This is a genomic window from Pseudomonas sp. TWI628, from assembly GCF_039673865.1.
GTDB lineage: Bacteria > Pseudomonadota > Gammaproteobacteria > Pseudomonadales > Pseudomonadaceae > Aquipseudomonas.
In genome coordinates this window covers 20,519-37,111 of the sequence record NZ_JBDJMM010000025.1, presented here as the reverse complement: position 1 = coordinate 37,111, position 16,593 = coordinate 20,519, and the positions used below count along the sequence as shown (strand labels likewise).

Genomic DNA, 16,593 nt, shown 5'->3' with positions numbered 1-16,593 from the left:
GACAACAACGCCTGTCGACCAGCCTTGGACAGCAAAGACCCTTCAAATGGTGCTTCGACGCCTCAGCCACAGATCACGACCTATGGCTACACATACACCTAACGCCACGCCAGCCAGCACTGAAAGCGCCATTATCATTAACTTGCGCGGCCTGACCGGCTTGTCAGGCGGGGAAACGGCCCCGTCCTGCTGATACATCGCGACCAGCGAGGGGTCAATTTTCAGATTGCGCAGAAAATTGAGCCGCTCCTGCTGCTCACGAAGTCTCGGAATGTACGGGTCATTCGATGGACGGGCTTCAAGGTTGGCTATTTCGGCCTCCAGTGCCTTGGTGCCGCGCATATAGGTGAGGGCCCCACCCATACCGGCAGACACTTCACTCGATAAGGTATTGGAGATGATTGGCGGCTTTTCCAGGCCTATGGACTTTGCGATGCGCAAAGCCTCGTTGAGCTGGGCAATCTGGTCTGAACGCTGATTGTTCGCACTGGCACGCGAGGCCCGAATCTGTTGCTCAAGGTTATCCGCCATGATCGTTAAGTCGCTACGCGTACCATCAAGCAGTTCGTCCTTCGCCCGCCCCGCAGCCATTTCCGCATAATTTGAGACCCAGACCGCTGCAAGCCGGGGATCTCCGACACTTGCGGTAATGACATATCGATCAGGCATTTCCTTGGACGCCTGAGCAATACTGAGCATGCCATTGAATTTGGCGTACAAGGCATCACGCGAGCCCTTGCGATCATCTTCGGTCAAGGCTGGCAGGAAGGTTTCTCGGAAAAACTTGTCACGCACCGCCTCGGACTGAAGCGAGCGGAGATAAACACTGTAAACATCCTTTGCACTCAACGCCGGGAGCCCCGTGTCTTTTCCACGACCAAAATTGAGCTGCGCAATCTCATTCTGGGTGGGGGGCTGGATGAAGAGTTTCGCCTCATACACAGGTGCAGCAAGCATTACATAAGCCAACCCTAAACCAATAACCGGCACCGCAACCAGCACCATCCAAAGCCTTTGCCGCCAAACCCCCTGTACAAGCTCAAACAAGTCAATCTCATCGCCACCACTCAGGCGCTCGCGTTCATTGCGCATTTAGTCTTTTTTTCCTTGGGTCCGTCTGATCACGTCAAAACAGGGGGGCCTCTTTGGGCCAAACAGCCCTACCAACCCCTCTCGAATCAAGCGTAGCGGCAATTTGCCAATCTGCTTGTCATCTTTCACTCACTTCGCGTTAACCAGCAGTAGAGAGGCCCCACCCGAGGAAGTTCCTCTCTTCTTTTCCAGACCCGACACCTTCCGCCTAACGGTCATTCTGCAATTGTGACACTCAGCGCATTTCCCGCCCGCGCGAACGCCTCCCTCAGCACTCGAGCCAGCACTTGTTTTGCCCGCCCCTCTCCATGCACCAACACTATCTGCCGCGCATTACAACCCTGCGCAAACCTCACCAACCCTGCCTGATCCGCATGCCCCGAATACCCACTCAGCGTTACCACCTTCGCCCGGACCTCGTACATATCCCCATCCAGATCAATCCGCACAAAACCTTCCGCCCCTTCGCTAGCCTGGATCACTGCACCTGGGGTGCCTTTGGCCTGGTAACCAACAAACACCACCTCATGCCGCAGCTCCGCCAGCATTGACTTGAGGTAACCGACAATCCGCCCACCTGAACACATGCCATTACCAGCAATGACAATCGCCGGCCGAACCGTGCTTTTCAGGTAATTGACCACTTGCCGATGGCGGGCATGAGTATCGATGCACACCAGCTGACTGAACCCCATCGGGTCGCGCCCCTGACTCAACCGCACCCTGGCTTCATCATTCCAGTAATCATGCAACTGTCTGTATGCACCGGTAATGCGTTGCGCCAGCGGAGAGTCGAGGATGATGGGTAGCTGCGACCACGCAAAGGTGTCATCGCCGGGCACCACAGCGGGGTCGCCAAGTAATGCCTTGCGGTAGAGGATATCTTCGAGTTCGAACAATAATTCCTGGGTGCGACCCAGGCTGAATGCGGGAATGAGTATGGTGCCGCGATCCTGCAGAGCGCGATCGATAACCCGCTCGAGCTGCTGCTGGCGATCACTGCGATCAGGGTGAAGACGGTCACCGTAGGTGCTCTCCAGCACCAGTACATCTGCCCGCTCCGGAGGCTGCACCTGGCGAAGCAGTGGATTACCTTCGTGACCAAGGTCACCAGAGAAGACGATACGCTGATTGACGCCCGCCATCTGGACATCACATTCCACGTATGCGGAGCCCAGTAAATGCCCTGCACGCTGCAAGCGGATCATGCACTTGAGCCCTGATTTTTCGACCACTGAGTGCCAGCGCCCAAAGGGAACGGGCACTACCAGGCCATCGATAATCTCAAGGTATCGCGCCACCTGACCAGGCTCGCTGCTGATGGTCAGCTTGTAGGCATCTTCCAGGACAAGCGGCAGCAACTTTGCCGATGGCTCGCTGCAAAGGATCGGGCCACGGTAACCCGCAGCAAGCAGTGCCGGGATTCGCCCGACATGGTCGAGATGCACGTGCGTGATCACCAGGGCCTGAATACCCTGAACTGCAAAATCGGGAGACAACAAGCCGGCACCCGGAGCTGCATCGGTGCCCTGCTCCACACCGCAATCAACCAGCAGACTGGTAGCTGAATCCAGATGAAGCCGGTGGCAAGACCCGGTTACGCCGCGGGTGCCACCGTGATGGGAAATACTGGGGAATTGCATAATGCAGCACGCTCGCCTGGGCTACTGAATGGATGCCTATTACTCCATTTCACCGGCTGCGTGCATAGGTGACGCCTTCCTACAAAGCTGTAGGCGCCTTCATCAATTGCTGCTCAGTACCGCCTGGCGTGCCGACTCGCGTATCTTGCGCTTGCTGCGCTGTACACCGTAAGCGCCGAGCAGCGGACCTACAGCGAGCCCCACAACCAGGGCAGCAAGCACAGGCACAGCCACCGGCAAGGCAGGGGCCGACCAACCGAAGAGCACCAGCGATACGGCCTGCTGGTTCTCCAATACGAAAAACAGCACCACAGCCGCCAACAGCAGCACGAACAACGCCGCCAGGGCGCGCTTCAGGTTACGCATCAGACTGCTCCTTCTGACTCAAGTGTGCTCGTGCTCTTCTTCATTGACCCGGTCACGTAACTCTTTGCCGGGCTTGAAGTGCGGCACGAACTTGCCTTCGAGCTCTACCGACTGACCGGTCTTGGGGTTGCGACCTACCCGCGGAGCGCGATAGTGCAGGGAGAAACTGCCGAAACCGCGGATCTCGATGCGATCTCCGGTGGCCAGGCATTGAGACATCTGCTCAAGCATGGTCTTGATGGCCAACTCCACGTCCTTGGACGAGAGCAGCCCCTGATGGGTGACAATACGTTCGATCAGCTCCGACTTCGTCATATTTTTCCCTTCGTTATCAAGCAGCTAGATCATTGCTTAATCAGTTTGTAGCACGCTCGGAGGGATTTGAACAGGGTGGTTCTTGACTTAATAAAAAAATTCAAGATTGGAGTGTTCGGAAATAAGCCCCCTGTGAACAGGGGCTGCTTCGCAGCCCATCGCAGGCAAGCCAGCTCCCACAGGGGTTGCGTATGCCAGGGATAGAATTGCAGGCATAAAAAAAGGGTGGCCCGAAGGCCACCCCTTTTTACCGATCAAACAGAACTCAGTTCTGCTTGGCCATTGCTTCGCGCAGCAGCGCAGCCATGGTGGTGTCGGCAGCCGCTTCCGGAGCGTTTTTCAGGCTCTGGATGGCTTCACGCTCTTCAGCGTCGTCTTTCGACTTGATCGACAGGCTGATGACGCGCGATTTGCGGTCAACGCTGATGATCTTGGCTTCGATCTCTTCGCCTTCTTTCAGGACGTTACGCGCGTCTTCAACGCGGTCACGGCTGATTTCGGAAGCTTTCAGAGTGGCTTCGATGTCGTCGGCCAGGGTGACGATGGCGCCCTTGGCGTCAACTTCTTTCACGATGCCCTTGACGATAGCGCCCTTGTCGTTGACAGCAACGAAGTTGGAGAACGGATCGTCTTCCAGCTGCTTGATGCCCAGGGAGATGCGCTCGCGCTCTGGGTCAACCGACAGGATGACGGTTTCCAGCTCGTCGCCCTTCTTGAAACGACGTACGGCTTCTTCGCCGGTTTCGTTCCAGGAGATGTCGGACAGGTGAACCAGGCCGTCGATGCCGCCGTCCAGACCAATGAAGATACCGAAGTCGGTGATCGACTTGATGGTACCGGTGATCTTGTCACCCTTGTTGAACTGGCCGGAGAAGTCTTCCCATGGGTTGGACTTGCACTGCTTGATGCCCAGGGAGATACGACGACGCTCTTCGTCGATGTCCAGAACCATGACTTCCACTTCGTCGCCAACCTGAACGACTTTCGACGGGTGGATGTTCTTGTTGGTCCAGTCCATTTCGGAAACGTGTACCAGACCTTCAACGCCTTCTTCCAGCTCAGCGAAGCAGCCGTAGTCGGTCAGGTTGGTAACGCGAGCCTGTACACGGGTACCTTCTGGGTAACGTGCAGTGATAGCTACCCACGGATCTTCGCCCATCTGCTTCAGACCCAGCGAAACGCGGTTGCGCTCACGGTCGAACTTCAGAACGCGTACGTCGACTTCGTCGCCAACGTTAACGATTTCCGATGGGTGCTTGATGCGCTTCCAGGCCATGTCGGTGATGTGCAGCAGGCCGTCGATACCGCCCAGGTCCACGAATGCGCCGTAGTCGGTGAGGTTCTTGACGATACCTTTGACTTGCTGGCCTTCCTGCAGGGTTTCCAGCAGGGCTTCGCGCTCGGCGGAGTTCTCGGCTTCCAGCACGCTGCGACGGGAAACGACAACGTTGTTGCGCTTCTGGTCCAGCTTGATGACCTTGAATTCCAGCTCTTTGCCTTCCAGGTGGGTGGTGTCGCGCACTGGGCGGACATCAACCAGGGAGCCCGGCAGGAACGCACGGATGCCGTTAACGTCGACAGTGAAGCCGCCCTTAACCTTACCGTTGATAACGCCCTTGACCACTTCTTCGGCGGCGAAAGCTGCTTCCAGAACAATCCAGCACTCGGCGCGCTTGGCTTTTTCACGGGACAGTTTGGTTTCGCCAAAGCCGTCTTCGACCGCGTCCAGCGCAACGTGAACTTCGTCACCGACCTTGATGGTCAGCTCGCCAGCTTCGTTGTAGAACTGCTCGAGCGGGATGACGCCCTCGGACTTCAGGCCAGCGTGTACGGTAACCCAGTCGCCGTCGATGTCGACAACGATACCGGAGATGATGGCACCCGGCTGAAGATTGAGGGTTTTCAGGCTTTCTTCAAAGAGTTCTGCAAAGCTTTCGCTCATTTTAATTCCTGTAGATTCGGGCGAAACAGACGCCCATCGCCACATTCCAGACAATGTGGGTTTGTTTTAAGTAAAGGAAAGCCGGCAGGACGTTGACTGGTGCCCCTGCCTGCTCTCCTGGCTATCAGACCAAGTCGCGCTGGGCGAGCTCGCTCCTGATACGTTGCAGCACCTGCTCGATGGACAACTCGGTAGAGTCCAGCTGAATGGCATCGACCGCTGGTTTCAGCGGGGCCACTGCACGCTGGGTGTCACGTTCATCACGCGCACGAATCTCATCTAGCAGACTCGACAGACTAACATCTTCACCCTTGCCCTTCAACTGCAGGTAGCGGCGACGGGCACGCTCCTCGGCACTGGCGGTGAGGAAAACCTTCAGCGGCGCGTCCGGAAACACCACGGTGCCCATGTCGCGACCATCGGCGATCAGGCCCGGCGCCTCACGGAAGGCGCGCTGACGCTGCAGCAACGCTTCACGCACCGCTGGCAGCGAGGCGACCATCGAGGCGCCGGCACCGACCGTTTCGGTACGGATGACGTTACTGACGTCCTCGCCTTCGAGGATGATTTGCTGAAGCTTACCCGGCTCGGCAGCGATGAACTGCACATCCAGATGGGCGGCCAACGCCTTGAGCAGTTCTTCGTTGGTCAGGTCGACGCCGTGGTTGCTGGCATTGAACGCCAGCAAGCGGTACAGCGCGCCGGAATCCAGCAGCTTCCAGCCCAGCTCGCGAGCGAGGATGCCGGCAACGGTACCCTTGCCCGAGCCGCTTGGGCCGTCGATGGTGATGACCGGTGCCTGCGAATTCACGACTTGCCCTCTTCGGCGACGCGGATACCGACATCGGCGCACAGCTTGAGGAAGTTCGGGAACGACGTGGCGACGTTGGCGCAATCATGGATGCGGATCGGCGCGCTGGCACGCAGCGAGGCAACGCTGAAGGCCATGGCGATACGGTGATCCCCGTGACCATGCACTTCGCCACCGCCGAGCTGGCCGCCGTCGATGATGATGCCGTCCGGGGTCGGCTCGCATTTGATGCCCAGGGTGATCAGGCCGTCGGCCATGACCTGGATGCGGTCGGACTCCTTCACCCGCAGCTCTTCGGCACCACGCAGCACGGTACGCCCTTCGGCGCAGGCAGCGGCAACGAACAGTACCGGGAACTCGTCGATCGCCAGCGGCACCAGCTCTTCAGGGATGTCGATGCCCTTGAGCTTGGCGCCACGCACGCGCAGGTCGGCCACTGGCTCGCCGCCGACTTCACGCTGGTTCTCCAGGGTGATGTCTCCGCCCATCAGGCGCAGGATGTCGATCACGCCGGTGCGGGTCGGGTTGATGCCGACGTGCTCGAGCACCAATTCGGAGCCTTCGGCAATCGATGCGGCCACCAGGAAGAACGCCGCCGAGGAGATATCTGCCGGCACTTCGATACGGGTGGCGGTGAGCTTGCCACCGGACTGCAGCGAAGCGACCGGGCCGTTGCTTTCGACCGAGTAACCGAAGCCGCGCAGCATGCGCTCGGTGTGGTCACGGGTCGGGGCTGGCTCGGTGACGGTGGTCTTGCCTTCGGCGTACAGGCCGGCCAGCAAGATGCAGGATTTGACCTGGGCGCTGGCCATCGGCAGCGTGTAGGTCAGCGCCTTCAGCTTGCTACCACCGCGAATGGTCAGCGGCGGACGGCCGTCCGGGCCAGTCTCGACCACCGCGCCCATCTCGCGCAGCGGGTTGGCCACGCGGTTCATCGGGCGCTTGGAAAGCGAGGCGTCGCCGGTCATGGTGACATCGAACGGCTGGCCGGCCAGCAGGCCGGAAAGCAGGCGCATCGAGGTGCCGGAGTTGCCGACGTAAAGCGGGCCAGGTGGCGGCTTGAGGCCGTGCAGGCCGACACCATGGATGGTCACGCGACCATGGTTCGGGCCTTCGATGACCACACCCATGTCGCGGAATGCCTGCAGGGTCGCCAGGGCGTCCTCGCCTTCAAGGAAACCTTCGACTTCGGTCGTGCCCTCGGCCAGCGAGCCGAGCATGATCGAACGGTGGGAAATCGACTTGTCGCCCGGTACGCGGATTCGCCCGGTCAGGCGGCCACCCGGTTGGGCCAGGAAAATCAGATCGTTGGCGTTCATAGCGTCCACATAGGCCCGGCGGGCCAGGATTTTACTGAAATGCTCGCGGGCAACGCGTGCACGGGTGAATACACCCAGCAGCTGGTGCCCGTCCCCAGCATCGACCGCGTCGCGCAAGGCGTCGAGGTCGCTGCGAAATGTGTCCAGGGTGCGCAGGACTGCCTCGCGGTTGGCGAGGAAGATGTCGTGCCACATGGTCGGGTCGCTACCGGCGATTCGCGTGAAATCGCGGAACCCTCCCGCAGCGTACCGGAAGATGTCGAGGTTTTCATTGCGCTTGGCAAGCGAATCGACCAGGCCAAAGGCCAGCAGGTGCGGCAGGTGGCTGGTGGCAGCCAGCACTTCGTCATGGCGCTCCACCGGCATGTGCTCGACATCGGCGCCCAACGCACGCCACAAACGGTCGACCAGCGCCAGTGCAGCCGGGTCGGTCTCTTCCAGCGGCGTGAGGATGACCTTGTGCCGACGGAACAGGGCGGCGTTGGAAGCCTCTACCCCGCTCTGCTCGGAGCCGGCGATGGGGTGGCCGGGAACGAAGCGCGGCAGGCGCTCTGCGAAGACGGCGCGCGCTTCACGCACGACATTGCCCTTGGCGCTGCCAACGTCGGTAATCACGGCAGTGCCGAGGTCGAGCAGAGCCAGGCGTGCCAGGACCTTTTCCATGGCCAGGATCGGCACGGCGAGCTGGATGACGTCGGCGCCGATGCAGGCGGCAGCGAGGTCTTCTTCGCACCGGTCGACCACGCCCAGCTCGACAGCCAGCTTGCGCGACGGGGCATCCAGGTCGACGCCGACCACTTCGCGGCACAGGCCGCTTTCACGCAAGCCCTTGGCAAAGGAGCCACCGATCAGGCCGAGGCCTACCACCACCAGGCGATTGATGATTGGCGCGGGTTTGGTTTTTGCTGCATTTACCACTGGTGCGAACCCTGTTCAGAAATCTAGGCAGCCTGTAAGACCGCAGGAGCCTGCTTTGCAGGCCATCGCCGGCAAGCGCGGCTCCCACAGGGGGCGCGAATCGGCCCCCGACAATCTCAAATCAAAGCACTGCCTTTGGATAGGAACCCAGCACCTTCAGCGCCACGGCCTCTTGGCTGATCTTCTCCAGCACCGCCTTGATCAGCGGGTCGCGGTGGTGGCCGACGAAGTCGATGAAGAATACGTAGGTCCACTTGCCGCTGCGCGACGGGCGGGTTTCGATACGGGTCAGGTCGATGCCGTTCTCGTGGAACGGCACCAGCAGCTCGTGCAGCGCACCCGGCTTGTTGCTCATCGAGACGATGATCGAGGTCTTGTCGTCGCCGGTCGGCGGCACTTCCTGCTGACCGATCATCAGGAAGCGCGTGGAGTTGTCCGGGCGGTCTTCGATCTTTTCAGCCAGGCGAGTCAGACCATACAGGTTGGCCGCCATGTCGCCGGCGATCGCCGCCGAGTTCCACTCGCCCTTGACCCGCTTGGCCGCCTCGGCGTTGCTCGAAACAGCAACGCGCTCGACGTTCGGGTAGTGCGCGTCCAGCCACTTGCGGCACTGGGCCAGCGACTGGGCGTGGGAGTAGATGCGGGTGATGCTGTTGGTCTTGGTGTTCTCGCCCACCAGCAGGTGATGGTGGATGCGCAGCTCGACTTCGCCGCAGATCACCATGTCGTGCTCGAGGAAGCTGTCCAGGGTGTGGCTGACCGCACCTTCGGTGGAGTTTTCCACCGGGACAACACCAAAGTTGACGGCACCGGCCGCCACTTCGCGGAACACTTCGTCGATGGCCGCCATCGGGCGGCTGACCACGGCGTGACCGAAGTGCTTCATGGCCGCAGCCTGGGTGAAGGTGCCCTCAGGGCCGAGGTAGGCGACCTTGAGCGGTTCCTCCAGGGCCAGGCAGGACGACATGATTTCGCGGAACAGGCGCGCCATCTCTTCGTTGCCCAGCGGGCCCTTGTTGCGCTCCATCACGCGCTTGAGCACGGCAGCTTCGCGCTCGGGGCGGTAGAACACCGGCTTTTCGCCTTCAGGCAGCGAAGCAGTCTTGACCCGCGCCACTTCTTCGGCGCAGCGGGCGCGATCGCTGATCAGCTCGAGAATTTTCTCGTCGAGGCTGTCGATGCGAACGCGCAGGGCTTTGAGTTCCTGTTCGGACATCAGCCGTGCTCCTTCTCGAATTCGGCCATGTAGGCCACCAGGCCTTCTACTGCTTCCAGGCCCAGGGCGTTGTAGATCGAGGCGCGCATGCCGCCAACCGAGCGGTGGCCCTTGAGGTTGAGCAGGCCACGGGCGTCGGCGCCGGCCAGGAAGGCCTTGTCCAGGCGCTCGTCAGCCAGGCGGAACGGCACGTTCATCCACGAGCGGGCATTGTGGGCGATCGGGTTGGTGTAGAACTCGCTGGCGTCGATGAAGCCGTACAGGCGGTCTTTCTTGGCGCGGTTGCGCTGCTCCATGGCCTCGACGCCACCCTGCTGCTTGAGCCACTCGAACACCAGGCCCGAGAGGTACCAGGAATAGGTGGCCGGGGTGTTGTACATCGAGCCATTGTCGGCTGCGACCTTGTAGTCGAGCATGGTCGGGCAGATGCTGCGGGCACGGCCGATCAGGTCTTCACGAACGATCACCACCACCAGGCCGCTCGGGCCGATGTTCTTCTGCGCGCCGGCGTAGATCATGCCGTACTGCGAGACGTCGATGGGGCGCGAGAGGATGTCGGAGGACATGTCGACCACCAGCGGGACGTCGCCGGTTTCGGGCACCCAGTCGAACTGCAGGCCACCGATGGTCTCGTTGGACGCATAGTGAACGTAGGCAGCGTTCTTGGTCAGCTTCCACTCGTTCTGGCCCGGAATGGCCAGGTAATCGTAGGGCTTGGCGCTGGCGGCAACATTGACGGTGCCGAAGCGACGCGCTTCCTCGATGGCCTTTTTCGACCAGATACCGGTTTCGACGTAGTCGGCAGTGCCGTTTTCCGGCAGCAGGTTCAGCGGAATTTCAGCGAACTGCTGGCTGGCACCGCCCTGCAGGAACAGGACCTTGTAGTTGGAGGGGACGGACAGCAGGTCACGCAGGTCCTGCTCGGCCTTTTCAGCGATGGCCACGTAGTCGTCGCTGCGATGGCTCATCTCCATCACCGACAAGCCCTTGCCGTTCCAGTCCAGCATCTCGGCCTGGGCACGCTGCAACACAGCGTCAGGAAGCGCGGCAGGGCCTGCGCAGAAGTTAAAGGCTCGTTTGCTCACATCCACTCTCGCTCTGCTCTTATCAGTCAAACGGGGCGACCTTGGTCGCCCCGCTCGGGTTCACGCTTGCTTATTCCTGCGGAGCCTCTTCGGCGCCTGCAGCTTCATCATCCGGCGCATCGGCCTCGACGCCCTCCTCGTCCGTCTCGATCACATCATCGAGTTCGTCCTCGGATGGCTCCTGGATTCGCTCCAGGCCCACCAGCGTTTCATCGGCAGCCAGCTTGATCAGGGTTACGCCCTGCGTATTTCGGCTCAGGCTGGACACCTCGCCAACCCGGGTACGAACCAACGTACCCTGGTCGGAAATCAACATGATCTCTTCGCCTTCCTGCACCTGAATGGCGCCGATCAGCAGACCATTGCGCCCCTTGGTACCCATGGCGATCACGCCCTGGCCACCACGGCCGCGGCGTGGGAACTTGGACAGCGGGGTGCGCTTGCCAAAACCACGCTCGGAGGCGGTGAGGATCTGCGAGCCGGACTCCGGAATCAGCATCGAGATGATCTGCTGCCCCTTGCCCAGCTTCATGCCACGCACACCACGGGCGTTACGGCCCATTTCACGCACCACGCTCTCGGCGAAGCGGATCACCTTGCCAGCGTCGGAGAACATCATGACTTCCTTGGCACCGTCAGTGATGGCCGCGGCAATCAGGGTGTCACCTTCCTTCAGCTTCAAGGCGATCAGGCCGTTGGAGCGCGGACGGGCGAACTGCACCAGCGGCGTCTTCTTGACGGTACCCGAGGCGGTGGCCATGAAGATGTACGCGCCGGTCGGCTCTGCAACCCACTCAGGGGTATCGCCGTCTTCTTCGTCGACTTCTTCGGCCTCTACCAGCTCACCCTCGAGCACGGTGTCTTCAGCCTCTTCCAGCTCTTCGTCCAGGTCGGCGTTCTGCTGCAGGGCTTCGAGGTCGATCTGCAGCATGGCGGTGATGCGCTCACCCTCCTCCAGCGGCAGCAGGTTGACCAGCGGGCGACCACGGGCAGCGCGGGACGCTTCCGGGATTTCGTAGGTTTTCTTCCAGTACACCTTGCCCTTGCTGGAGAACAGCAGCAGCGTGGCATGGCTGTTGGCGACCAGCAGGTGCTCGATGTAGTCCTCGTCCTTCACGCCGGTCGCCGACTTGCCCTTGCCGCCACGGCGCTGGGCCTGGTAAGCGGACAATGGCTGGGTCTTGGCATAACCACCATGGGAGATGGTTACCACGCGCTCTTCTTCCGGGATCATGTCGCCGTAGTTGAGGTCGTGGGTGGCATTGAGGATTTCGGTGCGACGCGCATCGCCGTACTCGGCACGGATCGCTTCGAGCTCTTCGCGGATCACTTCCATCAGGCGCTGGGCGCTGCTGAGGATGCGGATCAGTTCGCCGATCTGCTCGAGAATTTCCTGGTACTCGGCCAGCAGCTTCTCGTGCTCCAGGCCGGTCAGGCGGTGCAAGCGCAGGTCGAGGATGGCCTGAGCCTGCTCCGGCGACAGGTAATACTTGCCTTCACGCAGACCGTACTGCTCTGGCAGGTCTTCAGGGCGGCAGGAATCGGCGCCGGCGCGCTCGACCATGACCTGCACGGCACTGGATTCCCACGGGGTGGAAATCAGCGCTTCCTTGGCTTCGGACGGGGTCGGCGAGGCCTTGATCAGGGCGATGACCGGGTCGATGTTGGACAGCGCGACCGCCTGCCCCTCAAGGATGTGGCCACGCTCGCGGGCCTTGCGCAGCTCGAACACGGTACGACGGGTCACCACTTCGCGGCGGTGACGGACGAACGCTTCGAGCAGGTCCTTGAGGTTGAGCAGGCGCGGGCGGCCGTCGACCAGGGCAACCACGTTGATACCGAACACGCTCTGCAGCTGGGTCTGCTGGTAGAGGTTGTTGAGCACCACCTCCGGCACCTCGCCGCGGCGCAGCTCGATGACGATGCGCATGCCGTCCTTGTCGGACTCGTCGCGCAGCTCGGTGATGCCTTCGATCTTCTTCTCTTTGACCAGCTCGGCGATCTTCTCGATCAGTCGGGCCTTGTTCAGCTGGTACGGCAGCTCGGTAATGACGATCTGCTGGCGGCCACCGACCTTGTCGATGTCTTCGATCTCGGAGCGGGCGCGCATGTAGATGCGGCCACGGCCGGTGCGGTAGGCCTCGATAATGCCCTGGCGGCCGTTGATGATGCCGGCAGTCGGGAAGTCCGGGCCTGGGATGAACTGCATCAGCTCATCGATGGTGACTTCCGGGTTGTCGATCAGCGCCAGGCAACCGTCGATGACTTCACCGAGGTTGTGCGGCGGGATGTTGGTCGCCATGCCCACGGCGATACCGCTGGAACCGTTGACCAGCAGGTTGGGGATACGGGTCGGCATGACCGCCGGGATCTGCTCGGTGCCGTCGTAGTTGGGCACCCAGTCGACGGTTTCCTTGTGCAAGTCGGCCAGCAGCTCGTGGGCCAGCTTGGTCATGCGCACTTCGGTGTATCGCATGGCGGCGGCGTTGTCGCCGTCGACCGAACCGAAGTTGCCCTGGCCGTCGACCAGCAGGTAGCGCAGCGAGAACGGCTGGGCCATACGCACGATGGTGTCGTAGACCGCAGTGTCGCCGTGCGGGTGGTACTTACCGATCACGTCACCGACCACACGGGCGGATTTCTTGTACGGCTTGTTCCAGTCGTTGCCCAGTTCGCTCATCGCATAGAGAACGCGACGATGCACGGGCTTCAAGCCATCACGCGCATCGGGCAGCGCTCGCCCGACAATCACGCTCATCGCGTAGTCGAGGTAAGACTGTCTCAGTTCGTCTTCGATATTGACCGGGAGGATTTCTTTGGCCAGTTCGCCCATGAGAAGCCTGATTCCTTTTTCTGGTGAAACTTCGCAGCTCCATCAAGGGCCGAACGAAGCTCGCCGCCGCAGCGCATAGGGGTGCGACGACTTACGACAAATCAATGAGTTGTTGCATGGATCTGCGCAATGAAGGCCGCCTTCGTGGGCGGTCTTGGAAACTGCCGGATGTTATCATAAAGGCGGGGCGGTGGGGAGATAGGCGCGAGGGTGCTTGCCTTGAGTTTTGTGTTGCCCGGGAGACCGAGCGCCGCCCGCGCGGCGCATCGCGAGCAAGCTCGCTCCTACATTTGTTGCAACGTACCGAACCTGTTACGCCATGGTTGCCCGCCCTGGCGCATGCCGTGAGTCTTTCAAACAGGCTGACAACCATGACCTCACAGACATGGCCACGTTGCAACAAATGTAGGAGCGAGCTTGCTCGCGATGCGCCGCGCGGGCGGCGCTCGGTCTCACAAGCGCAGTAATTCCCCCGCCCTACCCCCCAATCAATGCAACCGCTTGCGACACATCAACTGGGCCAGCTTGGCGGTATCCGGCCGCTCGACGATGCCGCGCTCGGTGACGATCACGTCGATCAGGTCGGCCGGGGTCACGTCGAATACCGGGTTGAAGGCCTCTACCTGCGGCGCCACACGGGTACCGGCATAGTCCAGCAACTCATCAGCCTCACGCTCTTCCAGCGGAATGTCCTCACCGCTGGCCAGGTTGAGGTCGATGCTGGTGCTCGGCGCCACCACCATGAAGCGCACGCCGTGGTGCATGGCGCTGACGGCCAGCTGGTAAGTGCCGATCTTGCTCGCCACATCGCCATTGGCAGCAATGCAGTCGGCGCCAACCACCACCCAGGTGATCCCTTTGGTCTTCATCAGGTGAGCCAGCGCCGAATCGGCGCACAAGGTCACCGGGATGCCCTCTTTGGCCAGCTCCCAGGCCGTCAGGCGCGAGCCCTGTAGCCAAGGGCGGGTCTCACCGGCATACACCCGCTCGACCATCCCCTCCAGATAACCGGCGCGAATCACCCCCAGGGCCGTGCCGATACCGCCACTGGCCAGGGCGCCGGCGTTGCCGTAAGTCAGCAAGGTCTGCTCATTGCCCTGATGGCGACGGATCAGTTCGATACCGTGCTGGGCCATGGTCAGGTTGGCTTCGCGGTCACTTTCATGGATGGCAATCGCTTCGGCTTCCAGTGCGGCCAGCACGTCCTCTTCGCCACGCACACGCAGCAGGCGCTCGCGCATGCGGTTCAGCGCCCAGAACAGGTTGGCCGCGGTAGGCCGGGCTTCGGCCAGGCTGAGGAAGTCCTCTTCCAGGTCCATTTCCCAGTCGCCACCCTGGGCCAGGCGCTCTTCCAGGGCCAGCACCAGCCCATAGGCCGCAGCAATGCCAATGGCGGCGGCACCGCGCACGGCCATGTCGCGGATCGCCGCCACCACCTGCGCGACATTGTCGCAGGTCAGCCAGCGTTCTTCCGACGGCAGCAGGCGCTGGTCGAGCAGGTGCAGGGCGCCGCCTTGCCAGCGCATCCCGGTCACCTTCTCCGCCGCCAAAAGTCGCTCGCGCATTGCCTCTCCCCGTCGTTCGGATATCAAAAGCCGGCGATTATAGCGACCCTCGGCCGCAGACGCTCGGGTATACTGCGCCCCATTTGAAGTGCAAGTTCCAGAGGATTGTTCAATGAGCAACGTCGACCACGCCGAAATCGCCAAGTTCGAAGCCTTGGCCCACCGCTGGTGGGACCGCGAAAGCGAGTTCAAGCCGCTGCACGACATCAACCCGCTGCGCGTCAACTGGATCGACGAGCGCGTCGGCCTGGCGGGCAAGAAGGTGCTGGACGTTGGCTGCGGCGGCGGCATCCTCAGCGAGGCCATGGCCTTGCGCGGCGCCACCGTCACCGGTATCGACATGGGCGAAGCGCCATTGGCCGTTGCCCAGCTGCACCAACTGGAGTCGGGCGTCGAGGTCGAGTACCGGCAGATCACCGCCGAGGCCCTGGCCGAAGAGATGCCCGAGCAGTTCGACGTGGTCACCTGCCTGGAGATGCTCGAACACGTGCCCGACCCGTCCTCGGTGATCCGCGCCTGCTACCGCATGGTCAAGCCTGGCGGCCAGGTGTTCTTCTCGACCATCAACCGCAACCCCAAGGCCTACCTGCTGGCCATCGTCGGCGCCGAGTACATCCTCAAGATGCTGCCGCGCGGCACCCACGACTTCAAGAAGTTCATCCGCCCGTCCGAGCTCGGCGCCTGGAGCCGTGTCGCCGGCCTTGCGGTCAAGGACATCATCGGCCTGACCTACAACCCGCTGACCAAGCACTACAAGCTTAGCAGCGACGTTGACGTCAACTACATGATCCAGACCCTGCGCGAGGAATGAGCATGCGTTTGCGAGCAGTACTTTTCGACATGGACGGCACCCTGCTCGACACGGCGCCGGACTTCATCGCCATCTGCCAGGCCATGCTCGCCGAGCGCGGCCTGCCGAGCATCGATGACCAGCTGATCCGCGACGTGATCTCCGGCGGCGCCCGCGCCATGGTGGCGGCAACCTTCGCCATGGCCCCCGAGGCCGAAGGCTTCGAGGCCCTGCGCCTGGAGTTCCTCGAGCGCTACCAGCGTGACTGCGCGGTGCACAGCAAGCTGTTCGACGGCATGGGCGAGCTGCTGGCCGACATCGAAAAGGGCAACCTGCTGTGGGGCGTGGTGACCAACAAGCCGGTGCGCTTCGCCGAGCCGATCATGCAGCAGCTGGGCCTGGCCGAGCGTTCGGCACTGCTGATCTGCCCGGACCACGTGAAGAACAGCAAGCCCGACCCGGAGCCGCTGATCCTCGCCTGCAAGACCCTGGACCTGGACCCGGCCAGCGTGCTGTTCGTCGGTGACGACCTGCGCGACATCGAGTCTGGCCGCGACGCCGGCACCCGTACGGCCGCGGTGCGCTACGGCTATATTCATCCAGAGGACAACCCGAACAACTGGGGCGCCGATGTGGTGGTGGACCACCCGCTGGAACTGCGCAAGGTGATCGACAGCGCCCTGTGCGGCTGCTGACCT

13 protein-coding genes are annotated in these 16,593 nt (G+C 61.6%); 2 read left to right on the top strand and 11 right to left on the bottom strand.

Features of this window, described 5'->3' with window-relative positions; genetic code table 11:
- Positions 1-42: 42 nt before the first annotated feature.
- The 11 genes from ABE528_RS19525 to mtnA all read right to left on the bottom strand — a co-directional run bounded on the left by ABE528_RS19525 (position 43) and on the right by mtnA (position 15,105).
- Positions 43-1,092, bottom strand: coding sequence for a Wzz/FepE/Etk N-terminal domain-containing protein (locus ABE528_RS19525; protein ID WP_346653818.1), 1,050 nt, complete (start codon positions 1,090-1,092; stop codon positions 43-45).
- A 215-nt stretch (positions 1,093-1,307) separates the two neighbouring features.
- Positions 1,308-2,735, bottom strand: a complete 1,428-nt coding sequence (locus tag ABE528_RS19520; RefSeq protein WP_346653817.1) for an MBL fold metallo-hydrolase — start codon at positions 2,733-2,735, stop codon at positions 1,308-1,310.
- Between the two features lie 102 nt (positions 2,736-2,837).
- On the bottom strand, positions 2,838-3,101 hold the full coding sequence (locus tag ABE528_RS19515; protein ID WP_346653816.1) for a LapA family protein: 264 nt from the start codon (positions 3,099-3,101) through the stop codon (positions 2,838-2,840).
- A gap of 18 nt (positions 3,102-3,119) precedes the next feature.
- Positions 3,120-3,416, bottom strand: a complete 297-nt coding sequence (ihfB, locus tag ABE528_RS19510; protein ID WP_054886605.1) for an integration host factor subunit beta — start codon at positions 3,414-3,416, stop codon at positions 3,120-3,122.
- Positions 3,417-3,681: 265 nt separating this feature from the next.
- Complete coding sequence (gene rpsA / locus ABE528_RS19505; RefSeq protein ID WP_012313291.1) at positions 3,682-5,358, bottom strand: 30S ribosomal protein S1; 1,677 nt, start codon at positions 5,356-5,358, stop codon at positions 3,682-3,684.
- Between the two features lie 124 nt (positions 5,359-5,482).
- Positions 5,483-6,169 carry a (d)CMP kinase gene (cmk, locus tag ABE528_RS19500; protein ID WP_343598987.1) on the bottom strand — a complete coding sequence of 229 codons (687 nt, stop codon included), beginning with the start codon at positions 6,167-6,169 and terminating at the stop codon, positions 5,483-5,485.
- Positions 6,166-8,373: a bifunctional prephenate dehydrogenase/3-phosphoshikimate 1-carboxyvinyltransferase gene (locus ABE528_RS19495; protein ID WP_346653860.1), complete on the bottom strand. Its 2,208-nt coding sequence runs from the start codon at positions 8,371-8,373 to the stop codon at positions 6,166-6,168. Before ABE528_RS19495 ends, cmk begins: the two co-directional genes overlap by 4 nt.
- Before the next feature lie 154 nt (positions 8,374-8,527).
- On the bottom strand, positions 8,528-9,622 hold the full coding sequence (gene pheA / locus ABE528_RS19490; RefSeq protein ID WP_060508965.1) for a prephenate dehydratase: 1,095 nt from the start codon (positions 9,620-9,622) through the stop codon (positions 8,528-8,530).
- Positions 9,622-10,707, bottom strand: a complete 1,086-nt coding sequence (gene serC / locus ABE528_RS19485) for a 3-phosphoserine/phosphohydroxythreonine transaminase (RefSeq protein ID WP_346653815.1) — start codon at positions 10,705-10,707, stop codon at positions 9,622-9,624. Before serC ends, pheA begins: the two co-directional genes overlap by 1 nt.
- A gap of 70 nt (positions 10,708-10,777) precedes the next feature.
- On the bottom strand, positions 10,778-13,540 hold the full coding sequence (gene gyrA / locus ABE528_RS19480) for a DNA gyrase subunit A (RefSeq protein ID WP_152954191.1): 2,763 nt from the start codon (positions 13,538-13,540) through the stop codon (positions 10,778-10,780).
- A gap of 488 nt (positions 13,541-14,028) precedes the next feature.
- The gene (gene mtnA / locus ABE528_RS19475) at positions 14,029-15,105 is read right to left on the bottom strand and encodes an S-methyl-5-thioribose-1-phosphate isomerase (RefSeq protein ID WP_152954192.1); all 1,077 of its coding nucleotides are present in this window, start codon (positions 15,103-15,105) and stop codon (positions 14,029-14,031) included.
- Between the two features lie 112 nt (positions 15,106-15,217).
- Between mtnA and ubiG the strand changes: the two genes are divergently transcribed.
- Together ubiG and mupP are read left to right on the top strand one after the other, a co-directional pair.
- Positions 15,218-15,916, top strand: coding sequence for a bifunctional 2-polyprenyl-6-hydroxyphenol methylase/3-demethylubiquinol 3-O-methyltransferase UbiG (gene ubiG / locus ABE528_RS19470; protein WP_152954193.1), 699 nt, complete (start codon positions 15,218-15,220; stop codon positions 15,914-15,916).
- 2 nt (positions 15,917-15,918) lie between these two features.
- Positions 15,919-16,590, top strand: a complete 672-nt coding sequence (mupP, locus tag ABE528_RS19465; RefSeq protein ID WP_152954194.1) for an N-acetylmuramic acid 6-phosphate phosphatase MupP — start codon at positions 15,919-15,921, stop codon at positions 16,588-16,590.
- Positions 16,591-16,593: the final 3 nt, after the last annotated feature.